21 protein-coding genes are annotated in these 26,671 nt (G+C 44.3%); all 21 read left to right on the top strand.

Going from position 1 to position 26,671, the window contains the following annotated elements; all coding sequences use genetic code 11:
- Positions 1 to 113 precede the first annotated feature (113 nt).
- On the top strand, positions 114 to 1,433 hold the full coding sequence (gene icmH, locus ABD744_RS06195; protein ID WP_344796526.1) for a type IVB secretion system protein IcmH/DotU: 1,320 nt from the start codon (positions 114 to 116) through the stop codon (positions 1,431 to 1,433).
- A 22-nt stretch (positions 1,434 to 1,455) separates the two neighbouring features.
- Positions 1,456 to 5,004, top strand: a complete 3,549-nt coding sequence (tssM, locus tag ABD744_RS06200; RefSeq protein ID WP_344796528.1) for a type VI secretion system membrane subunit TssM — start codon at positions 1,456 to 1,458, stop codon at positions 5,002 to 5,004.
- Entirely contained in the window at positions 4,986 to 5,708 is a 723-nt protein-coding gene (gene tagF, locus ABD744_RS06205) for a type VI secretion system-associated protein TagF (protein ID WP_344796530.1), read from the top strand. Before tssM ends, tagF begins: the two co-directional genes overlap by 19 nt.
- Before the next feature lie 31 nt (positions 5,709 to 5,739).
- Positions 5,740 to 6,525: a PP2C family protein-serine/threonine phosphatase gene (locus ABD744_RS06210; RefSeq protein ID WP_344796532.1), complete on the top strand. Its 786-nt coding sequence runs from the start codon at positions 5,740 to 5,742 to the stop codon at positions 6,523 to 6,525.
- Between the two features lie 90 nt (positions 6,526 to 6,615).
- Positions 6,616 to 7,725 carry a type VI secretion system protein TssA gene (gene tssA / locus ABD744_RS06215; RefSeq protein WP_344796534.1) on the top strand — a complete coding sequence of 370 codons (1,110 nt, stop codon included), beginning with the start codon at positions 6,616 to 6,618 and terminating at the stop codon, positions 7,723 to 7,725.
- A 60-nt stretch (positions 7,726 to 7,785) separates the two neighbouring features.
- Entirely contained in the window at positions 7,786 to 8,286 is a 501-nt protein-coding gene (tssB, locus tag ABD744_RS06220; protein WP_344796536.1) for a type VI secretion system contractile sheath small subunit, read from the top strand.
- A gap of 1 nt (position 8,287) precedes the next feature.
- The gene (gene tssC, locus ABD744_RS06225) at positions 8,288 to 9,781 is read left to right on the top strand and encodes a type VI secretion system contractile sheath large subunit (RefSeq protein ID WP_344796538.1); all 1,494 of its coding nucleotides are present in this window, start codon (positions 8,288 to 8,290) and stop codon (positions 9,779 to 9,781) included.
- A gap of 231 nt (positions 9,782 to 10,012) precedes the next feature.
- Entirely contained in the window at positions 10,013 to 11,563 is a 1,551-nt protein-coding gene (gene tssC / locus ABD744_RS06230; protein ID WP_344796540.1) for a type VI secretion system contractile sheath large subunit, read from the top strand.
- A gap of 8 nt (positions 11,564 to 11,571) precedes the next feature.
- Entirely contained in the window at positions 11,572 to 12,384 is an 813-nt protein-coding gene (locus tag ABD744_RS06235) for a type VI secretion system accessory protein TagJ (RefSeq protein WP_344796542.1), read from the top strand.
- A 20-nt stretch (positions 12,385 to 12,404) separates the two neighbouring features.
- Positions 12,405 to 12,890 (top strand): type VI secretion system baseplate subunit TssE, encoded by a 486-nt coding sequence (gene tssE, locus ABD744_RS06240; protein WP_344796544.1) that lies wholly within the window; start codon positions 12,405 to 12,407, stop codon positions 12,888 to 12,890.
- Entirely contained in the window at positions 12,887 to 14,719 is a 1,833-nt protein-coding gene (gene tssF, locus ABD744_RS06245) for a type VI secretion system baseplate subunit TssF (protein WP_344796546.1), read from the top strand. The genes tssE and tssF overlap by 4 nt, the downstream gene beginning before the upstream one ends.
- The gene (gene tssG, locus ABD744_RS06250; protein ID WP_344796548.1) at positions 14,716 to 15,696 is read left to right on the top strand and encodes a type VI secretion system baseplate subunit TssG; all 981 of its coding nucleotides are present in this window, start codon (positions 14,716 to 14,718) and stop codon (positions 15,694 to 15,696) included. Before tssF ends, tssG begins: the two co-directional genes overlap by 4 nt.
- Before the next feature lie 41 nt (positions 15,697 to 15,737).
- Positions 15,738 to 18,335: a type VI secretion system ATPase TssH gene (tssH, locus tag ABD744_RS06255; RefSeq protein ID WP_344796550.1), complete on the top strand. Its 2,598-nt coding sequence runs from the start codon at positions 15,738 to 15,740 to the stop codon at positions 18,333 to 18,335.
- A 267-nt stretch (positions 18,336 to 18,602) separates the two neighbouring features.
- Positions 18,603 to 19,082 carry an Hcp family type VI secretion system effector gene (locus ABD744_RS06260; protein ID WP_344796552.1) on the top strand — a complete coding sequence of 160 codons (480 nt, stop codon included), beginning with the start codon at positions 18,603 to 18,605 and terminating at the stop codon, positions 19,080 to 19,082.
- A gap of 123 nt (positions 19,083 to 19,205) precedes the next feature.
- On the top strand, positions 19,206 to 21,065 hold the full coding sequence (locus ABD744_RS06265; protein WP_344796554.1) for a type VI secretion system Vgr family protein: 1,860 nt from the start codon (positions 19,206 to 19,208) through the stop codon (positions 21,063 to 21,065).
- A 21-nt stretch (positions 21,066 to 21,086) separates the two neighbouring features.
- Positions 21,087 to 22,157, top strand: a complete 1,071-nt coding sequence (locus ABD744_RS06270) for a hypothetical protein (protein ID WP_344796556.1) — start codon at positions 21,087 to 21,089, stop codon at positions 22,155 to 22,157.
- Positions 22,157 to 22,513, top strand: coding sequence for a hypothetical protein (locus ABD744_RS06275; RefSeq protein ID WP_344796558.1), 357 nt, complete (start codon positions 22,157 to 22,159; stop codon positions 22,511 to 22,513). The genes ABD744_RS06270 and ABD744_RS06275 overlap by 1 nt, the downstream gene beginning before the upstream one ends.
- Positions 22,514 to 22,983: 470 nt before the next feature.
- Positions 22,984 to 23,271 (top strand): PAAR domain-containing protein, encoded by a 288-nt coding sequence (locus ABD744_RS06280; RefSeq protein ID WP_344796560.1) that lies wholly within the window; start codon positions 22,984 to 22,986, stop codon positions 23,269 to 23,271.
- A gap of 6 nt (positions 23,272 to 23,277) precedes the next feature.
- The gene (locus tag ABD744_RS06285; protein ID WP_344796562.1) at positions 23,278 to 24,408 is read left to right on the top strand and encodes a hypothetical protein; all 1,131 of its coding nucleotides are present in this window, start codon (positions 23,278 to 23,280) and stop codon (positions 24,406 to 24,408) included.
- Positions 24,405 to 25,370 carry a hypothetical protein gene (locus ABD744_RS06290; RefSeq protein ID WP_344796564.1) on the top strand — a complete coding sequence of 322 codons (966 nt, stop codon included), beginning with the start codon at positions 24,405 to 24,407 and terminating at the stop codon, positions 25,368 to 25,370. The genes ABD744_RS06285 and ABD744_RS06290 overlap by 4 nt, the downstream gene beginning before the upstream one ends.
- A gap of 175 nt (positions 25,371 to 25,545) precedes the next feature.
- Positions 25,546 to 26,671, top strand: a 1,126-nt coding sequence (locus ABD744_RS06295; RefSeq protein WP_344796565.1) for a DUF6531 domain-containing protein, incomplete at its 3' end; no start/stop codon positions are given.

Consider the following 26,671-nt stretch of genomic DNA (forward strand, 5'->3'; position numbering starts at 1 on the left):
GAGGGCATCACGGGGTTAATCTATACGGTTTGCTTGCAGATGTTCAGGTTCCTGCTGATTATTTCAAGAATTCACAATATTGCGATGTACTTGCTAACAAGGATTTGTTGCAGATGACAGATAAAACCATTATGAAGCCTCGTCCCGGTGGGCGTGGTGCCAGTAAACCTGCGCCAGCAGATGGTGCCCCCAAGCCAGCGCAGCCAGTAGAAAATCCCGATAAGACGGTCATGTCATCGAATGACAATTCGGCAGCGATTCGGCAGAAAGCTCAAACGGTTGCCATAGGCGATAATGTGCTTGTTGATGAAGCAAGTACATTGTTTTCTCTGATTGCAAAAGTTCGAAATACGCCAAAACATCATGATGTGAATGCTCTAAAGCGTCAGTGTGTTGAACTAATAAAAAATTATGAGCAGGGTCTTCGTTACAAATCAGTCGATGGCGATCAAATTGAATCGGCTCGATATTGTTTGTGCTCATTTATTGATGAGGCGGTATTAAATACGCCTTGGGGTGAGCAAAGTGAGTGGGGCGCTGAGAGCTTACTTTCTACGTTTCATAATGAGACCTGGGGTGGTGAGTATTTTTATACATTGCTCCAGGCGTGTATAGCTTCACCCAGTGAACATCTATTGTTGCTGGAATTGCAGTATCTTTGTTTGTCGTTGGGTTTTAACGGAAAAATGCGCGTGGAAGAGCGTGGCTCCGAAAAGCTCGAAGAGTTCAGGGAGCAGGCGTATCGGGCGATTCGAACACAGCGTCAAGAGCATGAGCGAGAATTGTCGCCAGAGTGGCGTGTCAGTGTTGAGCATGGTTCTTTTGAGCAGAAAGGTTTTCCTCTTTGGGTGATTCTTGCCATGTTTGGCGCGATTTTGCTCTCTTCATATATGTTGTTTAGTTACAAAATTAACAGCTATTCAGACGGTGTATACCGGGAATTAAGCACTTTGGTGCCTTGGTCGCAACCTGAACCGCAAACGATGACAATTAAAGACAGAGACGAGTCTGTTCGTTTGCGCCAATTATTGCAGACCGAAATTCAGCGGGATTTGGTTGAGGTGTTTGAATTATCAGATCGCATTCGTATTCGCATCGGCTCTGAATTGTTGTTCAGTGGCGGTAATGCCGGGATCAAAGAAGATTTCGCTCCGGTTGTGGCTAAAATTGCCCGTTCGCTAGAGTCTATTGATGGCAAAGTGTTAATAACGGCGCACACGGACGACAAAACGATTTTCTCCAGTAAATACCCATCCAATTGGCATCTTTCTTTAGCCAGGGCTAATGCGATTTCAGATGCATTAGCTGATAAGACCGATTTGCGCGGACGTCTGTGGCCGGAAGGTCGGGGTGAAGCGGAACCGATTGTGCCAAATGATTCGGATGAAAACCGACGAATGAATCGTCGTATCGAAATTGACCTGCTGCCATAAGCTGTAAATAAAGGAATATAAAATGTCTCTCAAAGGATTTGCGAAACGTACTGGGTCATTGTTTAAGTCCCGGTGGGTTGTCACTACGATTGGTTTGATTGCATTGGCTGTCTTGCTTTGGTTTGGCGGCCCGTTAGTCGCGATTGCCGGGGTGGAGCCTTTGGCAAGCCCGGTTGTCCGCTTGCTTATTATCCTTCTGATCGCGATTGGCTGGGGTGTTAGCAACATGCTGACCAAAGCACGTCAGAAAAACCGGGATAAAGCGGCTGTAAATAGTCTGCTTAATGGTGATGAAGATGAGCAGCAGGATGTAATCGCTAAGCGTGATATTGAAATCTTACGCAAGCGTATGCAGCAGGCTTTGGAGATACTGAAAAGTTCAAGTTTCAGTAAAGGCCGCGATGTTAATCAGTTGCCGTGGTATATGCTGATCGGGCCTCCGGGGTCGGGTAAAACAACTGCATTGCATAATTCAGGGCTTGAGTTTCCGTTAAAAGAAAAAATGGGTGCCGATTCCATCGAAGGTATCGGCGGCACTCGTCAATGCGATTGGTGGTTTACCAATAAAGCGGTATTGATTGATACTGCCGGAAGATACACAACTCAAGACAGTCATTCGACTCAGGATTCACAAGCCTGGCAAGGGTTTTTGGGGTTGTTACGGAAGTATCGTCCTCAGCGTCCGATCAATGGTGTGCTGATGTTTGTCAGTATGGCTGACTTACTGACGCAAACCCGGACGGAGCGGAATATTCATGCTCGTGCCATTAAACAGCGGGTTCAGGAGCTGCAAAATCAGCTGGGCATGAGCTTTCCTGTCTATATTGTCTTTACCAAAGCGGATTTAATCGCCGGATTCAGTGAATTCTTTGATGACTTGTCTAAGGAAGAAATGGAACAAGTCTGGGGTATGACGTTTGGCGTGGAAGCAGAAGACCCGGAAAAAGGGGTTGTGGCTGAGTTTAACAAAGAGTTTCATTCGATTGTTCAGCGCTTGAATCAGCGTTTGAATTCCAGATTGCAGTTTGAGCATGATCTGGAACGCAGAACGCTTATTTATGAGTTTCCTAAGCAACTTCGCCTGCTGCAATCTGCGGCCGATGATTTCCTTAAAGAAATTTTCTCTCCCAATGCGTTTGAGCAGTCTCCAATGTTGCGAGGCGTTTACATCGCCAGTGCAACGCAGGAAGGTGTGCCAATTGACCGGGTGATGGCACAACTTGGCAATGGTTTTGGTTTGTCGGAGCCTGCATTGAGGCGACAAACGGGTGAAGGAAAAGGGTACTTTATTAAGCGTTTGCTCGAAGATGTGGTGTTTCCTGAGCAAAGTCTGGCTTCGGTAAATCAGTTTCATGAGCAAAAACATCGCTGGATTCGACAGGGGGCGTTGGCGGTGGCTTCGGTTACTTCGTTGGTGTTGCTTGGCAGTTGGTTCAATAGTTATCAATGGAATAAAGCCTTGACGGATGGCAGTGCTGAAGCCATATCTCACTACAAAGAGGTGTCTGGTGGCGAGCTGAGTGAAGATAATGATGTTGTGTCTTTGGCGACGGCTTTAACCATTCTTAGGGATATGCCTGCGGGCTTCACTAATCAGTTGCCTGAAGATGGCCCAAAAAACATGGGTCTGTATCAGGGGGATAAATTAGGGCAGCCAGCCAGTTCAGCTTATAAAAGAGCCCTTGACGGATATTTCACGAATTACCTTGTTAAGGCGTTGAAAACGGAAATGGTTGTGAATGCAGATCATCGTGATTATCTGTATGAAACTCTTAAATCTTACCTGATGCTGTTTCAGCCAGAGCATTTTGATAGTGAGCAAGTGAAGTCCTGGTTTGCCTTGTACTTTGATCGAAAATTACCTGGTGATATTAATAGTGATATCAGGCAGGAGTTGGCTGAGCATTTGGATAATTTGTTGCTACAAGGCTTCCGTGCGCAAATGGATCGTCAGTCTGTTGCAGATGCGCGAGAGTTGCTGATGGCAACGCCGCTGGCAGAGCGTGCATATCAGAGGTTGAAGCGTGAATTCACTAAGAGCCATATTCCTGATTTCAGACTGAACGATGTGTTGGGTTCTGACAGCTTGGGCGTCATTCGAAGAACCAGTGGCGCACCTTTGCATGAAGGTATTCCAGGGCTTTATACCTACAAGGGGTTTCATGGCATCTTCTTAGTTGAAAACGGACGCATTATTAAGCGCCTGATGGAAGATAGCTGGGTGTATGGCGATGAGCTTGATTTTGTAAATGATGAGGGTTCAAGCAGTCTTGCGGATCAGGTGCAAGAGAAGTACTTACGAGATTATGTGTATCAATGGCAGGAATTGCTAAACGATATTGAAGTAAGACCGGTGACCAATGTAGATCAGGGACTTTATATTACTAAGATCCTGGCAGGGCCTGAACAGCCGATCCAGAGCATCATCAATGGTGCGAAAGAGAATATGAGGCTGACTAAACTGCCTATTTCTGATAATGCGAAAGCCGCAGGTGAAGTGGCAGGTAATGCAGCGGAGATTGCTTTCTCTCAGAAGAAATCTCGCTTAAGCCGTCTGCTGCCGGATGAAATGCCTCAGGTGGACATTGACTTGCCGGGTAAAGAAGTAGAAAGCGTATTTAAGGATTATCTGAAGGTCGAAGCAGCTCAGCTGGATGAAATTTCTGTCTCCATGCGTAAGCTGTATCACTACATCGAGCAGTTATCAGCACCGGGCGCAATGCCTAGTCAGGCATATGTTCATCAGCTAAACAGTAAGAAAGGTGATGAGCTTAAAACTTCTTTGCGTCGCTTGAAAAAAGACTTACCGCATCCGTTTGCTGATTGGTTGTCTAACTTGTCGGGTCAAACTACGCAGATTTTTGCTCAAGGCACTAAAGAGCACATTAATGAAGCTTGGGAGACCATCGTATTGGCTGAATACCTTCGTGCTATTAAAGGTAAATATCCAATAAATAAGCGCAGCTCTAAGGACGTTAAACTTAAAGACTTTGAGAAGTTCTTTGGTTACGGAGGAACCATGGATAAATTCTTTAATGATTATCTGGCTCATTTTGTAAACACCAGAAAATCGCCTTGGACTTTTAAGCGCAATATCGGCCTTGATTCTAAAGTACTGGATACTTTCCAAAGAGCGCAGCGTATCCGTAAGGCTTTCTTTGAGCCGGGCAGTCGTACACTCAGAATTGAGTTTGGTTTAAAACCGGTTTTCCTGGATCGTCATATCACGCATTTCATGTTTGAAATGGACGGTCAGGAGTTGTCATATCGTCATGGGCCTACGCGTACTAAGCAGTTTGTGTGGCCTGGAGAAAGAGATCAGCTTCAAACCCGCATGATCTTTACGCCTCCAAATGGTGGTTTGCCTGTGAATACGACATTTGATGGTGCTTGGTCGTGGTTCCGCTTGTTGGATGATGCGGCTAAAAACAGGCCGAAAACCAAGAAAGATAAGATTTTGCACTTAGCGCTTCAGGGAAATAATGCTCGTATTGAGCTTCAACCGAACAGTGTGATAAGTCCTTTCTGGAACAAAGAGTTGGAGAAGTTCAGATGTCCGATGTCGCTATAAACTCAGGGGTTGGTATCTGTGGGAAAATACCCACCCGAGGAGACTTCTTATCTCAAGGTTTGCCTCTTGGTTTTCTCGAGAGTTGGAATGAGTGGCTGCAGGCGGTGCTTGCAGTCAGTCGCGAACAATTGGGCAATGCTTGGCTGGATCGTTATTTAACCAGCCCGATCTGGCATTTTGCGTTGTCTAGCCGGGTGTGTGGGGATTCTGCAATGGCAGGAACCTTTATTCCGAGTGTGGACCAGGTTGGGCGTCATTTCCCGTTTGCGATGGTAAAAGAAGTCGCTCAAACCCCAGTTCAGATGTGGGCTAACCAAGCATGGTCTGATGTGCTGGAGCCTTGGATTCTGGCAAGCCTGGAGGATGATTTCTATCTTGAGTCCTGGTTTGAGATGTTGAAAAAAGAGGATCTTCCTTGGCCCGATGCTTCGGCAATGACTGCATCGGTGGCTCGAAGTGAGCGTTCGGTAAGAGGCCAAATCATCGAGTCGGCTAAGGAAGAGGATCTAACGCCTTTAGGTTTGTTACATCAGAGCTATTGTGATCAGTTTGGTCGTTATTGTCTCTGGTGGACACAGGGCTCAGAAGAAGTTGCACCATGTTTGGTAGTCACGGACGGTTTGCCACAGGTCAGTCAATTCAGTGCCATGTTGGATGGTAACTGGGATCAGTGGGGATGGCAGAGAAAGCAGATTATTTGCTGAATATAACAAGATATAGGGAAGTAGATTGGTTATGCAGGTAGTTTCTCATGCGCAAACGCACGTTGGGTTGATTCGACAAGTGAACGAAGATGCTTGTTTAGAGTTGCCTGAACTTGGGATTTGGGCGGTTGCAGATGGAATGGGTGGTCATGCTGCTGGTGACGTAGCAAGTCAGTTGGTGGTTGATGCGGTTAAAACAGCAGTATTAAGTGTTAGAGATGGCGTAGTAACGAAAGAATTGCTCATTGAAACGCTTCAGGAAGCCAATGCGTCTCTACAGCGATACAGCCGAGATCAATTAGAAGGCAATACTGCTGGTACAACGGTGGTTGTTCTCTTTTTAGAAAAAACACAGTTTCATCTTTTGTGGGTCGGGGACAGCCGAGGGTATATTTTAAGAAATGAATTTCTTAAGCAAACTACCCGTGATCACAGCCAGGTAACTGAAATGGTTGAGCAGGGGTTGCTGACAGAAGAGGAGGCTGAGCACCACGAATGTGCAAATGTTATTACTCGGGCAATTGGCGTTGATACTGATGTAGAAGTCGATGTTATCAGTGGTGAGTGCTCTCCTGGCGATATTTTTCTGCTTTGTACGGATGGTTTGAATAAAGAAATTCCGGATGTGGAGATCAAGCGTTATCTGCAGGAAGCCGACGTTATGGAGGCGGGTATGGCATTGCTGCATTCAACCCTCGTATCCGGTGCCAGAGACAATGTAACTTACGTTATTGTTGAGGTAAAAGGCTTACAAGAAGATGAATTGGCTAACAATGAAACTGAGAAGACCATCCCAGTTTTGAATAAAACACTTTAAGACGGGGCACCTTCGATTGTAATTTAGATTCATTCGCTTAATATCGGCGATTCATTGCAGGAAGCAATGTTTTATTATTAGGTGAATGTAATGGAATACGAAGAACTACTCGACATAAGTGCTTTAATTGCACCAATCTCTGAAGAATCTCCTGTTGGGGTAGACCCCAGGGAAGATATCTCTCCGACTTCTCGTTATTTCACTTTAAAAGATTCCCGTAGTCAGGCTCGTGCAAATGAGCGAGCATCTTTGGTGGATGATGATTCCATGCAGGCTCTGGTCAACGACTGGCGTCCTATCTATGAGCAAGTGCCTGAAGCGCTCGCCTCAGAAGGTAAAGATTTGGAATATGTGGCTTGGCTGATTGAAGCTCTGTGTCGCATTCAAGGCTTTGCTGGCCTGGCTGTAGGTTTCCGTTTGGCGAGAGAATTAATTGATAAATACTGGGATGCTTTGTATCCACTGCCCGACGAAGATGGGCTTGAAACCCGTATTGCTCCCTTGATTGGCCTGAATGGTTATGAGGGCGAAGGCTCGCTGATTACGCCTATCGTGAGTATCCCGATTACAGAATTTAACGGTGAAGAATCTTTCGCAACCTGGCAGTACAGCAGAGCGGCTGAAATTGCCTTGTTGGACGAGGATAAGCAAAGGCAGAAAGCCGATTCAGGCATTGCTTCACTTGAGCAAATAGAGAATGCAGTAAAAACTACGCCTTCCGGTTTTTATGTCTCGTTGATGGCAGAGCTTGATAGCGCAATCGAAGAGTTTAGATTACTTTCGGATGTGATGGATGCTGCAATGGGTGGCGTACCTCAACCGACAAGCACCATCACTAAGAGTCTGGCAAAGTGCCATGAGGCTATTCGGTATCTGGCGGGTGACATCATTGATCAGGCGAGTGCGTCTGTTGAAAGCACCGATGAGTCTGATGAACAGGCGTTACCGTCCGGTGACTCTCAAGCCGTTGAGCAAAAGATACCTAAGAAACTGGAAACCCGAGAGCAAGCCGTTCGAATGCTGGAGGAGGTGTCTGAGTTTTTCCGAAAAACAGAACCCCATTCGCCGATGCCTTATGCGATTGATCAGGTGGTTCGATGGAGTGGTCTTGAGCTTCCAGAACTTTTGCAAGAGTTGATAGAAGACGGTAATTCCAGAAATAACTATTTTCGTCTGACCGGAATTCCGGTTGGGGATTAGAAAAACAAGCTTAATTTCTTAACTTAAAAGGATTTAAGCGTTTATTGAAAGGAGATCAATATGGAAAGTATTCACAATAAATTATCTCGGGTTCGTAAGCCTAGAGTTCACATTACATATGACGTAGAAACTGAAGGCGCAGCGGTTAAGAAAGAGTTGCCTTTTGTTGTCGGTGTAATGGGTGATTTCGCAGGTCAGAACACTGAGTCGCTTAAGCCTCTGAAAGAAAGACGTTTTGTGCAGATTGATCGGGACAATTTCGATGATGTACTTAAGCGCATGAATCCTAAGTTGACATTCAATGTAACGAATAAGCTGGCGGGTGATAATAGTCAGTTTGCTGTGGATCTGGAATTTAAGTCCATGCAGGATTTTGAGCCTGCAGCGATTGTTAAGCAGATTGAGCCACTGGACAAGCTAATGGCGACACGTAACAAGTTGCGTGACTTAATGACTAAAGTTGATCGCTCTGAAGATCTGGAAGATATTCTGGAGCGTGTACTGAATAACACGGACGATTTGCAACAATTGGCTAACGACCTAAGCGTAGAGGAAAACTAATATGAGCACGGAAGCAGTAGCAGATACTCTTGATGCAAGCACAGAAGAAGCCTCCTCACTTTTGGAGCAGGCGATTGGTGCAACCAAACAAACAGAAAACTCACGCGCAGAAGAGCTGTTGCGTACACTGACTGAAGAAGCATTAAACGGTACAGTTTCTTGGAACAAGAATCTTTCTGTTACTTTTAATGATGCTATCAGTAAGATTGATCGGCTGATCTCTGACCAGTTGTCAGAAGTTATGCACGCGCCTGAATTTCAAAAGTTAGAAGGCAGCTGGCGTGGTCTGAATCATTTGGTAATGAATTCAGAGACAAATGCGTCTCTTAAAATCCGAATGATCAGTCTGAGTAAGAAAGAATTGTATAAAGATCTGAGTAAAGCGGTTGAATTCGATCAGAGCCAGGTCTTTAAGAAGGTTTATGAGTCTGAATTCGGCACCCCAGGTGGCGAACCATATGGCACTCTGATCGGGGATTATGAGTTCACAAATCACCCGGAAGACATTGAAACATTGACCAACATGTCTAATGTTGCTGCATCTGGCTTCTGTCCGTTTATTTCTGCATCATCGCCTGCTTTATTCGGTTTTGATGAGTGGACTGAATTGTCTAAGCCTCGTGATCTTGAAAAAGTATTTGAGTCGCTTGAGTACACTAAATGGCGTTCGTTCCGTGAGAGCGATGATTCCCGCTTCGTCACCTTGACTATGCCTCGCGTACTTGCTCGCTTACCTTATGGTTCAGCCACTATGCCAGTGGAAGAGTTTGGTTTTGAAGAGTTTGAAGTTGATGAGAAAACTCAGGTGTCTATAACTGCAGATCACTCGGATTACTGCTGGATGAATGCATCCTATGTGATGGGTGCCCGAATGACAGATGCCTATTCCAAGTATGGCTTCTGTACTGCTATTCGTGGTGCTGAAGGTGGCGGTCGAGTCGATAACTTGCCTAGCCATATCTTTACAAGTGATGATGGTGACCCGGATCTGAAGTGTCCGACTGAAATTGGCATTACAGACCGTCGTGAAGCAGAACTTGGTAAGCTTGGTTTCCTTCCTTTGTGTCATTATAAAAATACAGATTATGCTGTGTTCTTTGGTGCTCAGACGACGCAAAAACCTAGACAGTACGACTCTCCTGAGGCGACAGCGAACGCGGCTATTTCTTCCCGTTTGCCTTACTTGATGGCAACGAGTCGTTTTGCGCATTACTTGAAAGTAATGGCAAGAGACAAGATTGGTAGCTTCATGGAAGCAGAAGATGTTGAATCCTGGTTGAATCGTTGGATCTTAAGCTATGTGAATGCTTCTGAAGGCGGTGGTCAGGAAATTCGTGCTAAATACCCACTGGCCGACGCCAAAGTGCAAGTTAAAGAAATTCCGGGTTCGCCTGGTTCTTACAACGCTGTTGCTTGGTTACGCCCATGGTTACAAATGGAAGAGTTAACTACCTCATTGCGTTTGGTAGCTAAAATTCCAGAAATCGGCGGCTAGTTTTATCGCTGATGCTGTTTACGGGTCAATTGTTCGGCCCGTAAACATCCTGAATACCAAACTCTCTGTCCGATTTGAAATCCTTATTTCACTGTACGTACAGAGGTCCCTGATGCTTTGACATCAGAATGTCACCAAAATGAATTTGGTGTTTGTAATGAATCTGGATTCAATCTCGAAGTTGGTTTGAACGCAGTGTTTGTTATAAAGGACAAGGATAAGTCTTAAGTAATGTTGAACGCTTTTAATTTTGTGAGTGGGGATGTATTTCAGGACGAATGTTTCGATCCTGATACCAAGCCAAAAAAACATGGCTTGCCTCGTTATGCAAATACAAACAAATTAGAGCGTTTTCTGGGTGAGAAGCAATCAGTAAGCGCCTTACTATACTGGCTGGAATACATTGAGCTTGACGAATCGGCTCGTTCAAAAGAAACCATCTTACCGTTAATTTCTCGTGCAATCGCTGACATTGATCGACTGATTAATCAGCAGGTTAATGAGATTATCCATCATAAAGAATTTCAGAAACTCGAAGCCAGTTGGCGAGGGGTTCTCTATTTATCAGAGCAAACTGAAGCCCATGACCGTGAACAAAAGGTTAAGTTAAAGCTTTTGCCGTTATCCTGGCGTGAATTGAGTAAAGACATCAGCCGTGCGATCGACTTTGATCAGAGTGAATTTTTTAAGCTGGTGTATGGCAGTGAATTTGATATAGCCGGCGGCGAACCTTTTGGCCTATTGGTGGGTGATTATCAAGTTACTCACCGGGCGCGTCCTGGTGTGGCTTCGAATGATATGGACATTCTTAAAGACATCGCCAGAACATCTGCGGCAGCATTTGCCCCTTTTGTTACTTCTGCAGATCCGTCTTTATTTGGCGTGGATCATTTCTCTGAACTGGGTCAGGTCTCAGATATCACGAACCACTTTCAGCAGGTTGAATACATTAAGTGGCGAGCACTGAGAAACATGGAAGACTCTAAGTTTCTGGGCATTGCCGTACCGCAAATATTGATGCGATCGCCTTATCTGGATAACGGTTCCAGAAAAGAAGGGTTCATTTTTAAAGAAAAGCTGGCAAAACCAGAAACCGATTACCTCTGGGGAAATTCGGCGTACGCTTTTGCCTCGGTACTTGTACGTGCTTTTACCGAATCCGGTTGGTTTGGTCAGATACGAGGTTTGAAGGCGGGGCAATATAATCATGGAATTGTTACTGATTTACCTGTTAGCCAGAAAGAAACCACCAAATACCAGCAAGACAGCAAGCCCTCTGTCAATGTATTAGTGGGTGACCGGCTAGAGTCTGAACTTTCAGACAACGGTTTTATTCCTTTATCCTCCGTTCCGTATTCAGAATATTGCGCTTATTTCAGTAATGCATCGGTGCAGCAACCTCCTGTATTTGATAAAGCTGTGGCTAATGTGAATGCCCGTTTATCTTCGATGCTGCAGTACATTATGTGCGTATCCCGGTTCGCACATTACATTAAGGTGATTGGAAGAGAGAAGGTAGGCAGTTTCCAGTCTGCACAATCTTGTGAGCGTGAGCTGCAAACGTGGTTACATGGATATACCACCGCTTCCGACAGTGCTTCAGAAGAAGTCAGAGCCAGATATCCGTTACACGAAGGTCGGATACAGGTCCGGGAAATTCGCGGGCAGCCAGGACGTTATTATTCAGTCATACAGCTGCAACCCCATTTTCAATTAGATCAAATGGTTTCGAGTATCAAACTTGTTACAGAATTGACGCCTAAGTATCAGTCAACAATTTAAGGAAAATCATGAAAAACATAAAGGAACTTATCCAACAAGGTAGTCTTGCTGAGGCTTGTGATGTTTTAGAAGCAAAGTTGAAAGACGATCCTTTGAATACTGACCAGAGAGCGGCTTACATCGAACTATTGTGCATTAAGGGTGATCTCGAAAAAGCAGATAATCAACTGGACATGATGGTTCGTCAGAACCCGGATTTCTTAGTGGGCGCAGTCAATCTTCGTCAGTTGATTCGTGCCATGCAGTCACGTATTGATTTTTATAATGGCGGAGACAGCGCGTCAATTTTCTTTGAGGCGGATTCTCAGTTAGAAACGTTGCTGAACCTTCGTTTAGCTTTAAAAGCGAATGACTTTGCTGAAGCTGAAAAGCTGGCAGGTCAACTGGAAGCATTGCGTGAACCTACTGCCATTCAAATTAATGGCGAAACTCAAACAGACGTTCGTGATTTGGATGACAGCCTGGGCGGTTTTATCGAGCTTTTCGGCACGGACGGTAAATATTATTTGGCGAAATTCTCAGACATCGAATTCCTCGAATTAAAGCAGCCTGAATCTATGATTGAGATGGTGCTTCGTCGAATCGAAGTGAGCATCAAGAATGGCCCAAGTGGCGAAGCTTTTCTTCCTATCGTTTATACAGAAAGTACTACCGAAGCTGAACGCTTGGGCCGTGAAAGCGATTGGAATGAATTAGCGCCCCAGTTATTTACCGGACTGGGACAGAAAATGTGGTTGGTCGGTGATCAGGCAATTTCTATAGCGGATGTTCGTAGTATCTCTGCTGTTGAAGTGACTGAAGAACAAGAAGAAATTGCTTAGTTTTATAGGTTAGGTCGTACGTGGATAAGAAACAGCCGCTTCAAATGTCAATCCTGGACCGACTCATCGATGAGTCGCCGGGATTCAGTGATTCTCCAAGAGCCAGGAGAGGTGCTGATATTAAGAAGCTTCGGCAGAGTGTTCGCAGGGATCTAGAGAACCTGTTGAACTCGAAAGTCCAGTGGCACGTTTGGCCTGAGGCGTATTCCGAGCTAGACCTTAGTCTTTTGAATTATGGTTTGCCTGACTTTTCCAGTATGGCTATGGATTCTTTAGATGGCAGGCAGGCTTTGTGTTATCGAATCGAACAAACTATCCGTCAGTTTGAGCCGCGCTTCATTGATGTGGATGTCACTCTGCTTGATGAAGAGCAGCCACTGGATCGAATTTTAAAAATACGAATAGATGCTTTGCTGTATGCGGACCCAATTCCGGAACCGATCACGTTCGATTCCGAAATTGAGCCTGTTCATTTAGGATTGAAAGTAAGGGATTCTCTGATATGAATGACGAATTTTTAAAGTACTACAACAGAGAGTTGACCTACATTCGACGGATGGGGGCTGAGTTTGCCGAACAATACCCCAAAATTGCCGGACGCCTAAGAATCAGCGATGAGAACATTGAAGATCCGCATGTTTCTCGTTTGGTTGAGTCATTTTCTTTGCTTACCGCTCAGATACGTCAGAAGCTGGATGATAGTTTTCCTGAGATGACGGATGCGTTATTGGGACAAATGTATCCTGATTATCAAGCTCCGATTCCTTCGATGTCTGTGGTGAAAATGACTACTCAAAACCTGTCGACTGATGGCTATAAATTACCGAAGGGCAGTCAAATTGAAACTCAGGTGAAGGGGCTGAAACCTTGTACTTTTGAAACTTGTTATGAAACCAAGTTATGGCCTGTGGAAGTGGCGAGTGCAGAATTTAAGAATGCACCGTTTAATGCCCCAAAACCCAAAAGCTTGACTCCGGCAAGAGCGGTTATCAAGCTAACACTTGCTTGTGAATTTGATAACACGGAGTTTGGTGAGCTGGGTCTGGATTCCTTGCGTTTTTACATCAACGGTCAGACTCACCAGGTGTATTCTCTGTATGAGTTAATTTGTCGTCATACCCTTGAAATTGGCATTGCGCCGACAGGACAGCCAGAAAACATCAGAACGCTTTTGCCGCGTCACATTAAGGCGGTTGGGTTTGATGATGAGCATCAGGTGTTGCCTTATTCTAAAAGAAGTGTGCCTGGCTATCGGTTATTGGCTGAGCAATTTCTTTTTCCTGAGAAATTTTTGTTTTTTGAACTGAGTGATCTGGACCCTGCCTGGGTTGGTGTTGAAGATAAACTCGATATTTATTTATACCTTGCTGAAGGCTCTGAAGAGCTGGAGCATCATGTAACCGCAGATAACTTGCTGCTGGGTTGCACACCTATCATTAATTTGTTTGAACAAAGCATGGAGCCTGTTCGACTGGAGACATCTCAGTACGAATATCGTCTAGCACCTCAATATCAAGATGCAGACATATGTGAAGTCATTGCCATTAAAGAAGTAAATGCTTTCGATGCTCATGGTGAAAAAATCAAGTTAAACCCGTTTTACGCGCAAGGGCATCCTAGCTACCTGGAGCAAGATGATGTTTTCTGGCATAGCCGGCGCGAGTTTGCTGATTGGGCCGGAGGTCATTCGGAATCCGGTACTGAGCTGTATTTATCCGTAGTAGACCGAAAGTTCAAAGGCGCAAGCATTCAGGAGCAAGAGAAAAACTGGGTGTTACAGACTCGGGCATTGTGCAGTAATCGTAACTTGCCTTCTCATTTGCCGTTCGGTGGGGGAGAACCCAAGATGGGCGTTAAAGAACATGCGGATCTTATTAAAGAAGTTCGCTGTTTAACGGCCCCGACAAACTCGGTTCGGCCTGCATTGCATGAAAATACTCGTTGGCAGTTAGTGAATCATTTAAGTTTGAACCACTTCACCGGGGATGATGCATTACAGCGATTGAAAGAGACGCTTAGATTGTACGACTTTAAGTGCTCTCCTGAAAATAAAGCACTTATTGATGGTATTTGTGGTTTATCGATAACGCCGGGATCGGCAAGAGTAAATCAAGATGGCCGAGTCGCAATTTGCAGCGGAAGTAATATTTTCATTGAGTTTACTGAGTCTGCATTCGCAGGCAGTGGAATTTATTTTTTCTCCTGCATTTTAGATGCGTTTTTCTCTCAGTACGCAGCGATTAACAGCTTTACACGACTCACGGTTAAGTTCAGGGGGCAAGATCGTCCTTACCATCAGTGGAATGCTCGCGTAGGGCGGAGACCCTTGCTATGAGCCTCGATTTGTTACTGGATGAGCCTTCCGAGTTTGATTTTTATCAGGCGGTTTATCAGATAGAGCGACAACTCACGTTGGAAGACAAAGAGTGGTTGTTTGTCGGTACTGACAGTTTCCCGGATAAAGAAATTGTTCGTTTTAAAAGTGAGCAGCACCTTGGTTTTCCTGGCCGTCCGATCAGTAAGGCGGAAGTTCGTTCTGAAGCAGACGGACTTACTTCGGTAGATATGCATGTCAGTTTTATGGGGCTGACCGGGCCAAGTGGTGTACTTCCAAGGCATTACAGTGAACTTATTTTAAAGTGCATTAAGAATCGCGATACGGCGATGCGAGACTTCTTTGATTTATTCAATCATCGCCTGATCTCTCTTAATTACCGGGCCTGGAAAAAGTACCGGATGGCGACCCACTATGAGCGGGGCGGAAAAGGGCTAACCGATCCATTCAGCAAAGCACTTATTGCTCTGACTGGCTCTACGGAGAGCTTGCACATTTATTATGGTGGGTTGCTTAATAAAGCCAATCGTTCTGCTGAAGGCCTCCGCTGTTTGTTGTTGGATTTTCTTGATTGCCCGGTTGTCGTTGAGGAGCTGCAAGGTAAGTGGGTGAAACTGGCGCCTGCGGACCAAACAAGGCTTGCGTCTCGTGATGAACCCGAGGGGCAATATGCGAGATTAGGCTGTGAAGCCACTGTAGGCTCAAGAATTTGGGACATTTCTTCCGGTATTAAAGTGATTGTATCTCCTAGTGAGTCTGAACAGGTTAAAAATTTACTTCCGGGATCACCAAGATACCGAAAACTGAAAATGCTCATTGAGAGCTATGTTGATAATGGATTAGAAGTGAAACTGGAAGTTAGAGCGAAATTAAACGATCTTCCGAACGCCGAGCTGAGTGTTGGGAAATCATCTTTAGGGCAATCAGCGCGATTGGCAAATCGCCCGATTAATAATCAACAGTATATGTCTATTTGAGAATCAAATAGAGGGTAAATAGTCAAAGAAGGGACGCAGTAATGACAACGACAACGCTTAAAAGCCTGGTTCAAAGGCTGAACTCACCTTGCCGTGAATCTCTGGAAGCAGCCACTGCTTTGTGTCAATCCAGAAGCCACTACACCGTTGAAATAGATCATTGGTTGTCGGCTATGTTTGACAAAGACTTAGGGGATTTAAGAATCATTTGTGGTTCTTTTGAAGTTAATCAGGATGAACTCATTTCCGAACTTCAAGGTGCTTTGGAATCATTAAAGTCCGGTAATAACACGTTGCCAAGTATTTCGATGCAGGTTATCAACTTGTTGAAGCAAACTTGGTTGAACACCAGTATTGCTTTTGGTGATGATCAGATTCGATCTGCGTATCTTTTGTATACCTTGTTGAAAGACGAAACCTTGTCTGTCTGGGTGTCTCGTCGTTCTCGTCAATTAGAAAAAATTGACCCTGACCAGCTATTACAGGCGTGGCCAAACCTGCAGAAAGACTCTGATGAGCAGGGTTCCACCGTTGCGCCGAAAACGGCAGTTTCTTCTGGTAAATCGGGTGCGTTGGATCAATTTACCATTGATCTTACTGCTCAGGCAAAGGAAGGGAAAATAGACCCTATACTTGGTCGTGATAATGAAATTCGTCAGATGGCTGACATTCTTACACGCAGAAGACAAAACAACCCGATTCTTACAGGTGAAGCTGGTGTTGGTAAAACAGCGGTGGTTGAGGGATTGGCATTACGAATTTCGCAAGGGGATGTGCCAGACAAGCTAAAAAATGTAGCAATCAAAGTACTTGATTTGGCGCTGCTTCAGGCTGGTGCGGGCATGAAAGGTGAGTTCGAAAACCGTCTCAAACAAGTAATTAACGAAGTGTCCAGTTCGCCAGTGCCGATTATTTTGTTCATTGACGAAGCGCATACCATGATTGGCAGTGGTGGCCAAGCAGGTCAAAATGATGCCGCGAACTTGTTGAAGCCAGCATTGGCAAGAGGTGAACTTCGTACCATTGCTGCGACAACATGGGCAGAGTACAAGAAATACTTTGAAAAAGATGCTGCATTAACACGACGTTTTCAGGTTGTAAAAGTAGAAGAGCCTTCACCGGAAAAAGCGGTGGTCATGATGCGCGGTTTGCTTCCTGTGATGGAAAATCATCATGCCGTTGCTATTTCTGATCAGGCATTACAGGCAGCAGTCTCTTTGTCTGATCGCTATATCAACGGGCGTCAACTTCCGGATAAGGCGGTTGGTCTTTTGGATACGGCATGTGCTCGTGTTGCCATGAGTCAGGATGCAACACCAGGGCTGGTTGAAGATAAGCAAAGAACATTACAACAAATCACCGCTGAGATTGATGTCCTCAAACGAGAGCAAAAAATTGGGGATGATCATGCTGAAAAGCTGGACGAGCTAGAGAGTGCATTTGCCTCCGCTGAAATTGAACTTGAAGCACTTACACAGCGTTGGAACAGTGAAAAGGCGTTGGTTGAGGAAGCTCAGAGTATTGCAGCTGAGTTACAGGCAGAGGATGTAGAGTCGGTTGACTCACTGATGAGTCGTCTGACAGAAATAAGATCTGAATTATCCGCTCAGGCTGAGCCTATGGTTCATTGGCAAGTAACAGATACTTTGGTGGCTGAAGTGGTGTCCGACTGGACGGGTATTCCATTGGGAAGAATGCAGGCGGATGAAATTGAAACAGTGCTTTCATTACAGTCTCATCTTGAAAAACGTGTTATCGGTCAGTCTCATGCTTTGGAATTGATTACCAAAACTGTTCAGACATCGAGAGCCCATTTAGGGGATGAAAATCGTCCCAATGGCGTGTTTTTACTGACCGGGCCAAGTGGTGTGGGTAAAACTGAAACTGCATTAGCCATTGCTGAGCAAGTTTACGGCAGTGAAGACAGTGTTACTGTCATTAATATGTCCGAATTTAAAGAAGAGCATAAGGTGTCATTACTGTTGGGTTCTCCTCCTGGTTATGTGGGGTATGGCGAAGGCGGTGTTTTGACGGAAGCCGTTCGTCGTAAACCATACAGTGTTGTATTGCTCGATGAGATGGAAAAAGCGCACCCAGGTGTGCAGGATATTTTTTATCAGGTGTTTGATAAAGGAACCATCAAAGACGGGGAGGGCCGAGACATCGACTTCCGAAATACCATCATAATAATGACTTCCAATGTTGGCACAGATACGACCATGAGGTTGTTTGAAGACCCTGATACGGCACCATCTCCTGCAGGGCTGGCGAAAGCACTTAAACCTGACTTGCTTGAAGTATTTAAGCCTGCGTTCTTAGGCCGTTTGAATGTAATTCCATATTTACCGCTTGATGAGGAGAAGCTGTCTTTGATTGCTAACCTCCAGTTGAAGCGTGTTGTGAAGCGTTTAGATAAGAATTATAAGATGAAATTCTCTTATTCAGATGAGGTTATCAGTAAGATTGTCGAACAGTGTACGGACGCAGATTCGGGTGCTCGTACGATTCACAACATTTTACAAAATCAGTTATTACCAGAATTATCAATTAAGGTTCTAGGAAGAATTGCTGAGATGAAGCCACTGAATGAGGCCTCCGTCACAATTGAAAATAATGATTTTGTGTATGACCTCACATAAGTGACTTTTGGTGCATCTTAGGTGTTGCGGAGTTAACTCGTAACTATATACTCCGAATCATCAAGATTGAGTCGGTCATGAATTTAGAACTGCCAGGAATGCAGTTTAATTTTGGAAAAGGAATTCTATAAAATGTTAACTGGTTCAAGGACTTAGTTGGCGATCTATAGGTTTTCGAAAACGGAATTTTTATGTCTGCTGGTAGTATTGGCAGGCTCATAACCTGGTCAAAACAGACCAAAAAAATATATGCATAAGGAGCATAGCATGCAATCAAATACGTACTTGAACTATGAAGGTATTAAAGGTGAAACGACTGCTGAGGAGTTTAAAGATCTAATTACTCTTCTATCCATGGATTGGGGGTCTCACCGTGAACTTTCATCATTTACTGGTACAGCTCAAGACCGTGAAGCAAGTTCTACTCGCCTAAGTGATATCGTTATCACTAAGCTACAGGACAAAGCTTCTCCGGATCTTTTCAAGGAAGCGACTATCGGTAAAGGTAAGAAAGCTGTATTCCACATCACTAAGCAAGGTGACAAGGTCGAAGAAATCATGAAGATCGAGTTAACTGACGCTATGGTAAGCAGCTACCAGATGTCTGTTCAGGGCGATCGTCCTATCGAAACTATCACTATCAGCTACACAGAGTTGATGATGACTGTGACTCCAACTGATGACAAGAACAACGTTTCTGCGCCATTGGTTTACGGTTACAGCGGTGTTAAAGGTCAGCAGATGTAATTCTTGCTGTATCTTATCTGGCGTCGTTCTGACGCCAGATCTTAAAATTTCTATGATCGGAACATCAAGCGATAGGATTTCGGGAGACCCGTTCATCATCGGTAATGAAGTAGAGGCGAATGGATGCTTAAAGCCACACAAGATGCGAATACCATCAAAATCACTACGCCGTTAGGCAAAGATACTTTTTATTTGACGAGTTTTAATTCGTTTGAGTGTATCTCTCAGCTTTTTCGGCATGAAGTTGTGATGTATACCAATGGTGTTGAAATTGATCCGAAAGCACTCATTGGGAAGTCTGTTACTGTTTCGTTATTGATGAATCAAGATGGCGCAGTGGTTGAACGCTTTTTTAATGGCATTGTTAGTGAGTTACGTTCGTTGGGGCAAAGAACCCCGAATGAAGCGGAAGGTAATCTTTATCGAGATTATGCTGCTACGGTGGTGCCTACATCTTGGCTAATGCTGCACCGAGTTAACTCCAGAATTTTTCAAAACCTAACTGTTAAAGACATTGTTTCCAAGCTATTTGGCGAACATAGTGTCAAGTTTATAGACAAACTAAAAAATACGTATCCTCCCTATGAGTACTGTGTTCAGTACGAAGAGTCTGATTGGGATTTTGTTTCTCGGCTGTTAGAACAAGAAGGTATTTTTTACTTCTTTGAGCATGCCAATGATAAACATTCGTTAGTGCTGGCAGATGATGTTTCTGCGTATGAGCCCTGCGATGAGAATAAAGTCAAACACTTTTCAGGAAGTCTCGCAGAGTCCCATATTAGTTTGTGGAATGCGGGTCTTAATATTACACCAGGAAAGTACACCCACAAAGGTTACGACCTTGAAAAGCCCCAAGCGCTACCAGAAGCAAGTCGAGCAGACGGGTCACTAATTTCAAATCAAGCTAATTACGAAGTCTTTGAGTATGAGGCGGAAAGTGAATTCAGCGATCGGTCACAAGCTATCGCAAATGTGCGCCTGGAAGGGCTGCAAAAAGATGTTCAAACACGACTTGGTGCAAGTAACTGTCGGTCTTTTATACCGGGAAGAACATTCGAGTTTTTAGATCATGAAGATAAAAGTGAAATTGGTAAAGGGTACTTACTGACTAAGGTTATACTTTCAGCTACTGTAGCCAACCAAACTGGGGCTAATCAAGGTGCTGAACAGTCTATTACCAATAGCTTTCAGTGTGTCCCCAAGGATGTGGCTTATCGTCCTGCTCCTTCTCTACCAAAGCCTATTATTCACGGTGTTCAAACAGCGGTTGTTACTGGCGAAAGTGGTGATGAAATACACATCGATAAATACGGCCGAGTTAAGGTCCAGTTTCATTGGGATCGTGAAGGTAAAAAAGACAGTAAAAGTTCCTGCTGGATTCGTGTGAGCCAAACTTGGGCGGGTAAACGTTGGGGAGCTTTTTTCTTCCCGAGAGTTGGTCAAGAAGTGTTGGTTGAGTTTTTGAACGGTGATCCGGATCAACCCATTATTATTGGTGCGGTATACAACGCAGATTTAATGCCTCCATACGACCTGCCTGCCAACAAAACACAAAGTGGTATTAAGACCAGATCTACAAAAACAGGATCTGATGCGAATTTTAATGAATTACGTTTTGAAGATGACAAAGGTAAAGAACTTGTCATGCTTCATGCCGAAAAAGATCATCACTTAAACGTTGAGAATGACCAAATCGACTGGGTAGGGAATGACCGAACTACCACAATAGATAATAACGACACAGTAACAATTGCCAAAGACAGAAATAGCAAAATTGATGGGTCGGATACTCTGAAAATTGCTAAGAAGTTAACCATTGATGCAGGCCAGGAAATCAGTCTCAAAACAGGTGGTGCTTCAATCACTATGAAAAGCGATGGCACCATTTCAATCAAAGGAAAGAATGTTACGGTTGAAGGTGCTCAAACGGCTGTCAAAGGCTCTCAGGTCACAATTAAAGGCGGCACGGTGGCTATTAACTAGCCATCAAATAAGGACGACGTCATGGAAATGCCTGACCAGAAAGGACTCGAACTAGCAGATGTTATGGGTAACCATTATCTGTTTTGCCACCAGTACGACTCAGCTATTGAAATTAACCCATCGAATTTGACCTTTGTATCTGACACTTACTATGGTCGACTATTCCTGCAGGAGCTGTGTCCTGTTGGAACATCAGGTAATGTTTTACGGCAGCTGTATATTTATGCCCGCCCATATTGTCATCAGCTTAGAATCAGAACTGATTGGGATGTGTTAACTCTGTTAACCCAAATGCTGAAATCAGGTGAGTTAAAAGTTTGGCGGTTGCGAAGCGCTTTATTGGACAATGCTCCGACGCACATTGGTTCAGATGCGCCTATGGCTGCAAGTGCGTCAACTTCTTCAAGCCTGCCTCCAGCTAAACCGGTTATCAAGCCAAGAAGAAGCCGAGAGGCCGAATCGGTGGGTGATGAGGGTATGGAGTTACCGCCTGTATCTAATTCGCTTTTTGATTCACCTGTTGTTCCAAACAAAGTTAATCTTTCTGGAGCTGCTTCTCGAGGTGAAATCCCTCATATTACTGAATTAAGAGGTTTGTTTACTCCTAATGCAAATGGTTCGAGGTCTCTTGAAGATATGATCAATTTTGTTGAAGATCGTGGTTCGTTCAACGGAAACTTGGTTGACTACGAGATTATAAGTTCTAACAGAATTATTGTAGATCATGGGGGCGGCCTAAAGGTTAATTACACATCCATGCCAGATCATTTATTCGATAAATACCACGGTAATGCTTCGGCATCATATAACAAGCAGGTGGAATTTTTTGAAAATGAGAGACTGGATTTCAATAGAATGTTTCTGAAAGAAAACCCTACGGTGTTTGTGAGGGAGAGCTTATTGAGTACTGACAGAGGTGCTTCAGTTGTATTCCATCATGAATATACTGAGATACAGGGTTTGTATAATCGTCTTAATGGTAGAACGGCCACTCCTCCAGAAATTAGAAATCAAATAGACGACTTACATGTAAAAGCAGTGAAATCTGGTGATAGCCTTTTAGGTAGAATGATTATTAGCGAGGGATTGTAATGTTTTCTTTACTTGAAAAGGCTAAAGCAGCACAGACTGAAATTGAGGAATATGGACTTCCTCTTTCATTTATCGAGCAGTTTGTGTTTGAGGAATTATTTGGCCGTGATACTAGTGATTACGTTTTGCTCGATATCCTGAGTCCAAAATTCATTAATGAAATTTTGGAGCGCGGCACGAAAATCATCAACTCTGAAAGGACGGGAAGAAAACTCTATAATCTTGGTCCAAAAGGTTCAGAACTCAAACCACCTTCTGCGGATCAATATTTAATTTTATTCATAAACTGGAAAGATGCGGGTTGGGTTGAAATATCTGAAGTTGAAAATAATGAGATCGATGTCAGTGTGAAATAAGTTGTTCCAAACACAAGAACACTAGGTGGAGCTGCATTAAAAACCGGAGGCGCTCGTCGTGGTGAAATTCCACATCAAACCAAATAACTGTGGATTGAAAATAAAAGTAGTCCACGAATTTTTGCACTAAGTATGGCGATAAATTAGCAGAAATATCTTTATCAGATTCAGAGGCTTAATTCCTTATTGATAATGTTATTGGCTAAAATCAGGTTTTGAGAAGGATGATAAAGGGCCTTTAATGGACTTTATATTAAGTGAAAATATTCAACTCTATCAAAAACGCATTAGTGGTGGGAGTGAGCCCGAAGTTCTTCCTGTAACATTAATTAAAAAATATGGGTAACTTTCAAAAAGAGCTTATAACGAGAAAACTTAACGACCTTGGGCTTAAAGTTAAAGATAAACGGAAGGGATAAATTACTTTCCAATAAGTTAATTATAAATTTGTAAATAAACAGGTTTAATCAATGGGAATGCCAGCTGCAACACTTTCACACTTTCATGTATGCCCTAGGTCAACAGGGCCAGTGCCACATGTTGGCGGACCTATCATTGCAGGTTCGGGCAATGTATTAATCGGTGGTTTACCGGCCGCACGTCAGGGCGATAAATTGGTTTGTGTGGGACCACCGGATACAATTTCGGCTGGCTCCGGAACCGTAAAGATTAATGGAAAGCCAGCGGCAAGAATGGGTGATAGCACTGCCCATGGTGGAAAAATCATACTTGGTAATCCTACTGTAACCATTGGGTAGTTTTAGATGTTAGACAGGGAAAGTCTACAAGAGCATTGCGAAGCCTTACTTCAGCAACGCTTATTTTTGCAACAAATGAAGCTGACTAAGTTGAGTCAGTTAAAGAAGCATGACGGTCGTGTAGTCGACTCTTTACGTTTGCTAAAACGATTTCTTCCTTTGAAAAAACCTTCTGTATCTTTAAGTTTAGTATTTGCTTCAAGCGATGAATGGTTACATATTGCCTCTGAGAATGAAGAATCGATTGATCAGGATTTTCTCATTTATCTGGCCGAGCTGAGTGTGGCTTTATCCGTTAACTCGGGTAAAAAGCTTGTTGATGCGTTGATTTTAAGCGACTCAATCAGTGCGACCAGAGTTGGGTTTGAGTTGGCTCTTAGGTGCAATGTTGAGGTTTCACAAGATGTCTATTATCAGTTAGACGCTGAACACCTTCATAATTATCTTATGTTCTTGGGCAAGTCGGCAAAGGTCGGTCAGCTGTCTTTCCTGAATGATTTGATTTCAAATCTGAACGTTGAGCATACTTTAAAGAACACTGCCAGGTTAAGTCGGTTACTTTTGGGGTACGACGAAAACGCATCTAATTTGGTGGTTCAGTTGATCGAGCATGATCAACTTACGGATGAGTCTTTGGCTGTGCTCTTAGCATTCATAACCGAAAATGAATTTCAGAGTCTGATCAAAGACTTATCCAACCGAAGTGATATTGAGACTTCGCTTGTTATCTCTGCTCTGACTCATTCCGCTAGCCCTCAGTACATTCCGTTCCTGGCGGAATTCTTATCAAGTGAGTCGATGCGGGAGTCCGTTTTGGAAGGGTTCGCCGTTCAACTTGGCGATGATCAATCCGCGCTTTTACCCTATGAATTGTTCCATCCATTACGTGAAGTTGCCTGGAGCTCAGTAGACAGTGAACAGCTTGAGAAAGATATTCTCGCTTGGTTCCACTCTGCTTCTAATAGTTGGCCTTCAAAAATGTTGGCGGGCGAAGAAAGATCCCTTCTGAATATTGAAAACACCTGGTTAACCGGAAACTCCATTCAGCGAAAGCATGCCAGTTTTTGCCTGGCCACTGAAAACCCTCATACACCGTTAAGATCAGAAATTTCATTATGGGGTGGGATTTCAGCATGAGATTTTGTGTACAACATAAAGCATTGGTTGTGGGCATGAGTCAGGACCCTCAGTTGGCGATGATGTTAGATGCAGTGTCTGTTTTCTCAGAACAGACAAGCGTCGGGAATGGCGAGACAAAAACGGCCTTGTGCTATCCCCTGGATGCGTTTGAGGACATAGGTGCTCGCTGTCTGGCCTTGATTCAAGACGCCTTTGAGCAGTTAGATGTATCCATAGGCAATAACCCTGTTTTGTTGATTACGCCGCAGTATGGGTTTCAGGATGAAGATACACTTACCTTATGGAGCCAACGATTGGCTCAAACGCAAACGGAGCTGTTTGGTCATCCTCTGAGTAAGATTTTTCCTTATGGGCGATCTTCTTTGGTGATGGCTTTGTCCTACGCGAGAGAGCTGCTCCAAAGCAACCCTGATCAGGTGGTTTGGTTTGTTTCGGTCGATAGCTTAGGGGACCGAGCTATTTTAGGCGATATGATGGCTCAAGGCATTTTGTCTAATGAGCAGGGCGATGGTGTTGTTGGTTCCGAAGGCGCAATGATTTTGGGAATAACCAGCTCAGACAAGGGCTTAGCTGTTTGTTGGTCTGGTTCAGATGCTTATTTGAAAACGTCCGGTAGTGACTCATTACATCATGATCAAGCAGTTGAATTGTTGTTTAGAAACGTGGTTGAGAAAGTAGGCCAGCCTTTAGACCAAATTTATTTACCTGATAACGGACAGGATCGCCTAACTAACGCCTGGCTACATCAATATCAAGTGTTGGCTCCCGTATTAACGAAGGAGACAGAATTACATTTTACCAGCGTTTTTACTGGTGAGCTGGGTTCAGTAGGGGGCTTGTATCGTTTTCTGAAAATTTATGAATCCTATCAGTTGGGAAGGATTGAAGGTACAACCTTGCAGTGTGAAATATCAGATAAGTTGTATCGTGCCGCTGCCTTATATCAGTGGCACAGCTGATTCAAATAAATAGGTTTCTTGAGATTTGCAAGTCATTTGAAATTAAAGAATATTTGAAATGAAAAATTCCTTAAAACAAGTACTTGGAATTTGATCGATCGTTGAGTTTATTCGTTCTTTGAATAATTAGTTTGAACCGAGTGTCTACCAGGTTCATATCAGGAAGTATTAAGGCATGGATGCAAGCCAAATGATAAAAATACACGCAGGTAACGGTGAAAATCTTTTCTTTTGTCGGGAAGATAAGCGTAGTGACTTAGGGTCTCAAAGAACCTTTACCGACGTCTCGTCGGCATACTCCCATTTGCTCCGTTTCGTGGGGTTCTCGCGGAACACAAACTTGCCTGGTTTGATTGATGTGCTTGAGATGTTTGGTTCCAATCAGGGACAAAATCTGCGATTGACTCTCAATACCCGATACACGCAAGAGGCGATTTGCCAGCAATTGGCGACTCTGCTGGCTCAGGGCGAGATCAGCATGTACGTTGAGCCTCCGGTGGAACCGACAATTGAACACGCCGGCGACACTCAGAAAGCAGTAGTCCGATCACCGTCCTTATCTAAAGGCGGACAGGCCGCTTCATCGGAAGATCCTGAAACTCTTGATAGTTCAAACACCGAATCTCAGGCGACTGCCAAGACTGGCACCAACGCTGCTGGCCAAAATGATCAGGCCAATAAAGATAAAATCTGCCAAAGTGATCCGGTGGCGATGTCCAGTGGTGAAGAGATTTTGGAGCTTTTGGATTTTGAGCTGGATGGCCCCATGCCGATTCGTTGGGTCAGGAGTTATCGTTCCAGCCAATGTCAGGAAAACATCGGCCTTGGCCATGGGTGGCGCAGTAACTTTCATATCCAGCTTGTGGAAGTCTTTGAAGAGCTGACGGATAAAGAAAAGCTCAATCAGAAAACCCCCGAACTGGAAACCCTGCTTCTTATTGACGAGGAAGGCAGAAGGCTGCCTTTCCTGCCTGTGCCGAAAGGCCAAACCAGCTATCAGCTCTCCGAAGGGCTGGCGCTCCACCATGAAGAAGGTGGCCGCTTCAGGCTGGTCAAACCGGACAACACCCATTGGACGTTCGTTCGACTCAATGGTACCTGGGTGTTGGATCGGGTCAGTGATATCCATGGCAATCAACATCGTCTGTTTTACAGCAGTGCCGGTCGTCTTACGCGCATTGACTTAAACCCGGCCAGTGGTATTGAAATCAGTTATGACCACAGTGGTCACCTCACTCAGATTGTGGCTGTTCGGCATACTGAGCAAGGCATACAGCGACATCCGACGCCCTTGGCTCAGT

The organism is Litoribacillus peritrichatus, from assembly GCF_039537985.1.
Taxonomy (GTDB): Bacteria; Pseudomonadota; Gammaproteobacteria; order Pseudomonadales; family Litoribrevibacteraceae; genus Litoribacillus; species Litoribacillus peritrichatus.

Excerpts from the sequence above, each read along its gene's own strand:
- tssF (WP_344796546.1), top strand. The coding sequence starts at position 12,887 with ATGAATGACGAATTTTTAAAGTACTACAACAGAGAGTTGACCTACATT.
- ABD744_RS06265 (WP_344796554.1), top strand. The coding sequence starts at position 19,206 with ATGCTTAAAGCCACACAAGATGCGAATACCATCAAAATCACTACGCCG.
- ABD744_RS06235 (WP_344796542.1), top strand. The coding sequence starts at position 11,572 with ATGAAAAACATAAAGGAACTTATCCAACAAGGTAGTCTTGCTGAGGCT.
- ABD744_RS06270 (WP_344796556.1), top strand. The coding sequence starts at position 21,087 with ATGGAAATGCCTGACCAGAAAGGACTCGAACTAGCAGATGTTATGGGT.
- tssH (WP_344796550.1), top strand. The coding sequence starts at position 15,738 with ATGACAACGACAACGCTTAAAAGCCTGGTTCAAAGGCTGAACTCACCT.
- icmH (WP_344796526.1), top strand. The coding sequence starts at position 114 with ATGACAGATAAAACCATTATGAAGCCTCGTCCCGGTGGGCGTGGTGCC.
- ABD744_RS06285 (WP_344796562.1), top strand. The coding sequence starts at position 23,278 with ATGTTAGACAGGGAAAGTCTACAAGAGCATTGCGAAGCCTTACTTCAG.
- tssC (WP_344796540.1), top strand. The coding sequence starts at position 10,013 with ATGTTGAACGCTTTTAATTTTGTGAGTGGGGATGTATTTCAGGACGAA.
- tssM (WP_344796528.1), top strand. The coding sequence starts at position 1,456 with ATGTCTCTCAAAGGATTTGCGAAACGTACTGGGTCATTGTTTAAGTCC.
- tagF (WP_344796530.1), top strand. The coding sequence starts at position 4,986 with ATGTCCGATGTCGCTATAAACTCAGGGGTTGGTATCTGTGGGAAAATA.
- ABD744_RS06290 (WP_344796564.1), top strand. The coding sequence starts at position 24,405 with ATGAGATTTTGTGTACAACATAAAGCATTGGTTGTGGGCATGAGTCAG.
- ABD744_RS06260 (WP_344796552.1), top strand. The coding sequence starts at position 18,603 with ATGCAATCAAATACGTACTTGAACTATGAAGGTATTAAAGGTGAAACG.
- tssG (WP_344796548.1), top strand. The coding sequence starts at position 14,716 with ATGAGCCTCGATTTGTTACTGGATGAGCCTTCCGAGTTTGATTTTTAT.
- ABD744_RS06275 (WP_344796558.1), top strand. The coding sequence starts at position 22,157 with ATGTTTTCTTTACTTGAAAAGGCTAAAGCAGCACAGACTGAAATTGAG.
- ABD744_RS06280 (WP_344796560.1), top strand. The coding sequence starts at position 22,984 with ATGGGAATGCCAGCTGCAACACTTTCACACTTTCATGTATGCCCTAGG.
- tssB (WP_344796536.1), top strand. The coding sequence starts at position 7,786 with ATGGAAAGTATTCACAATAAATTATCTCGGGTTCGTAAGCCTAGAGTT.
- tssA (WP_344796534.1), top strand. The coding sequence starts at position 6,616 with ATGGAATACGAAGAACTACTCGACATAAGTGCTTTAATTGCACCAATC.
- ABD744_RS06210 (WP_344796532.1), top strand. The coding sequence starts at position 5,740 with ATGCAGGTAGTTTCTCATGCGCAAACGCACGTTGGGTTGATTCGACAA.
- tssC (WP_344796538.1), top strand. The coding sequence starts at position 8,288 with ATGAGCACGGAAGCAGTAGCAGATACTCTTGATGCAAGCACAGAAGAA.